This is a genomic window from Deltaproteobacteria bacterium, assembly GCA_021159305.1.
GTDB lineage: Bacteria > Campylobacterota_A > Desulfurellia > JAGGSF01 > JAGGSF01 > JAGGSF01.
The window spans coordinates 1-2,676 of record JAGGSB010000023.1 but is presented as its reverse complement, the minus strand read 5'-3'; the positions used below and the strand labels follow the sequence as shown (position 1 = coordinate 2,676).

General features: G+C 36.1%; 4 protein-coding genes. 2 read left to right on the top strand and 2 right to left on the bottom strand.

The genetic code is table 11. The annotated features are described in order from the left end of the window. The first annotated feature begins 47 nt into the window (after positions 1–47). Both J7J10_01640 and J7J10_01635 read left to right on the top strand, forming a co-directional pair. Complete coding sequence (locus J7J10_01640) at positions 48–650, top strand: Abortive infection protein AbiEi (GenBank protein MCD6129643.1); 603 nt, start codon at positions 48–50, stop codon at positions 648–650. Positions 651–663: 13 nt separating this feature from the next. Further along, the gene (locus J7J10_01635) at positions 664–1,581 is read left to right on the top strand and encodes a nucleotidyl transferase AbiEii/AbiGii toxin family protein (protein MCD6129642.1); all 918 of its coding nucleotides are present in this window, start codon (positions 664–666) and stop codon (positions 1,579–1,581) included. A 216-nt stretch (positions 1,582–1,797) separates the two neighbouring features. Here J7J10_01635 and J7J10_01630 read toward each other — a convergent pair whose 3' ends face one another. After that, entirely contained in the window at positions 1,798–2,055 is a 258-nt protein-coding gene (locus J7J10_01630; protein MCD6129641.1) for a type II toxin-antitoxin system RelE/ParE family toxin, read from the bottom strand. Then, the gene (locus J7J10_01625; GenBank protein MCD6129640.1) at positions 2,045–2,254 is read right to left on the bottom strand and encodes a ribbon-helix-helix protein, CopG family; all 210 of its coding nucleotides are present in this window, start codon (positions 2,252–2,254) and stop codon (positions 2,045–2,047) included. The genes J7J10_01630 and J7J10_01625 overlap by 11 nt, the downstream gene beginning before the upstream one ends. Positions 2,255–2,676 lie beyond the last annotated feature (422 nt).

Sequence of the window (2,676 nt, the reverse complement as noted above, 5' to 3'; positions counted from 1 at the left end):
CTCGGCATTTGTTATAATATGCCTATGAAAACATCCATGGAGATATGATGAATAGAAAATATGAAAAAATTATTAAGATATTCAAAAGTCACAAGGGATACGCCAGGTCTGAAGATATTCTAACACAAGGTTTTCATTCCCGTGATATAAAAAGCATTCTGGATAAAGGAATAGTTATCAAAGTAAAGAATGGACTTTACAGACTGGCTGATACCCCGGTTATCTCTAACCAGAGTTTTATTGATCTTGCCTATGCTGTTCCAGAAGGAGTTATTTGCCTACTTTCAGCTCTTTCTTATTATGAACTGACTACTTTTAATCCGTCAATTATCTCCATGGCAATTCACCGCAAGTCCTGGCGACCCAAAATTAAATATCCACCTGTTGAATTTTATTATTTTTCCACAAAACAATTTAAGGCAGGTATTGATGAGATAAAGATCAAAGGTCATAGGGTTCGTATTTACTGTCCAGAAAAAACTATATGTGACTGTTTTCGATACCGTAATAAACTGGGGCTTGATGTGGCTAAGGAGGGTCTTTCTGAGTATCTTAAGCGCAGGGATCGCAATCTGGAGAAAGTGCTTGAATATGCTGAAATTTGTAGGGTTAAAAGACTTCTTGAAACCTGGCTTAATGCTCTGATTTAGGAACAAAACAGGGATGAAAAGAGAAATTAAAAATAAACCAGCTTCAACAAGGGTGAGGCTTATGAATATTGCAAGAACTGAGGGTATAGATTTTGATGCTCTTTTGTTACGATATTTTCAGGAAAGGTTCCTTTATCGCCTATCAATTTCTGAATTTTCTGACCATTTAGTATTAAAAGGCGGACTTCTCTTAATTTGTTTAAAGATGCCAAGGTCTCGTCCGACCAAAGACATTGATTTTCTTGCAGAACAGGTGAAAAACGACCCTGCTGAGCTTGAATATATTTTTAGAGAAATTGTAGAGATATCTTGTGACGATGGAGTTAGATTTAATACTTCATCTGTAACTTCAGAATGTATAAAAGAAAATACTGATTATGGAGGAATACGACTCAAGGTAGATGCAACATTGGGTCAGGCAAGAAAAAGATTACAGATGGACATTGGTTTTGGAGATATAATAATTCCTGGAGCCAAACTAATGGATTTTCCCACTCTGTTAGAGGAGAAACCTCCGAAACTCAAAGTCTACTCAATAGAAAGTATTATTTCAGAAAAGTTTGAAGCTATGGTTAGGCTGGCTATGGTTAATAGTCGAATGAAGGATTTCTATGATATATATAGCCTTTCTCTTAGCCATAGTTTTCAGGGTAACAGACTAAAGAAAGCAATTGAATCTACCTTTCAGAAAAGAAAAACCTCCTTGTCTGACAACCCCATGGCTTTCCGACCAGAATTTCATAAAGATAAGGGAAGGCAGAAACAATGGATTGCCTTTCTTCGTAAATCACGACTTTATGATGTAAATAAAGAATTCAGCGAAATAATGGAAAGAATTACTATCTTCTTAAGACCCATAGTAATTTCAATCAAAGACAGAGCCAGCGTGGATAAATCATGGGATTCCGCTACAGGATGCTGGAAAAAGTAATTTTTATTCTAATATGAAAAAATATAAAAATATGTGGGATATAAGTAATAGACCGTCTACAAAAATAAAACTTGGAATATTAGAACAAAATCTTTAATAAAGGGGTCGCGTCTTAACCCCAGCCACTTCTTTTATTATCTTTAAAACGATTTTTACTTTTTTACCAGTTTACAGTCTGTTTATAGTGCCTTTTCGTTTAGCAAGTTAAAAAGACTGCTACCCATAAATATTTTTTCTATGTCCGACTTTTATGACAATTACAGTCGTTTCATTTTCTATAATTTCGTATATTATCCTGTAATTTCCAACTCTAAACCTATAATAGTGCGATAAGTCTCCTACCAGTTTCTTGCCATTATAAGGATTTTCCACAAGTTTGCCTTTAATAGTATCAACAATTTTAGTCTGCCATTTTTTATCTATATTTTTTAAATCCTTTATGATTTTACTATCAATTAACAGCTTATAAGCCAAGAGCCTTTTCCAATTCTTCTACAGAGATTAGATTTCTGTTTTTATCACTGGAACGCATCTGTGCTTCATAAAGGTCTGCTAAATCATCCAGATAGCTCCTAAGAGCTTCTTTAACAAAAAAACTCTTTGGTCTTCTTGTAGCTTTGGATAGATTGTCTAACTTTTCCTGTATTTCTTTATCTAATCTGACTGATAACATTTATAGCCCTCCTCAGTATTACAAGTATGACTATTATTACATCGATTAGACTGAATGTCAAATCAAATTATATACAAACTATACATATCGATAAGGGATCGCGTCTTAACCCCAGTGAATTGAAACTTCACCCTGATATGCTTCGCTACGGGGCAGGCATTTTACATTGCCTCTTTTAAGACTGCTTCGCCCCCCGGAATACTCCAGCCTGCCTGTGCGTCTACCTGCGCCGTTGGCGCGGCAGGCAGGTGACCGCACGCAGACAGGTCAAACAACATGAACATCAAATTTACCCCATTAGATAGCAAACATAGACATCTAATAGGGTGAATAAATTATATGGGTTGACCGAGGAGGAAATAAAAAACCCCGCCGCAAGCAGCGGGGTATCACCAGATGTCATTCCGCCCCCGTATCAAGTA

Excerpts from the sequence above, each read along its gene's own strand:
- J7J10_01640 (MCD6129643.1), top strand. The coding sequence starts at position 48 with ATGAATAGAAAATATGAAAAAATTATTAAGATATTCAAAAGTCACAAG.
- J7J10_01635 (MCD6129642.1), top strand. The coding sequence starts at position 664 with ATGAAAAGAGAAATTAAAAATAAACCAGCTTCAACAAGGGTGAGGCTT.
- J7J10_01625 (MCD6129640.1), bottom strand. The coding sequence starts at position 2,254 with ATGTTATCAGTCAGATTAGATAAAGAAATACAGGAAAAGTTAGACAAT.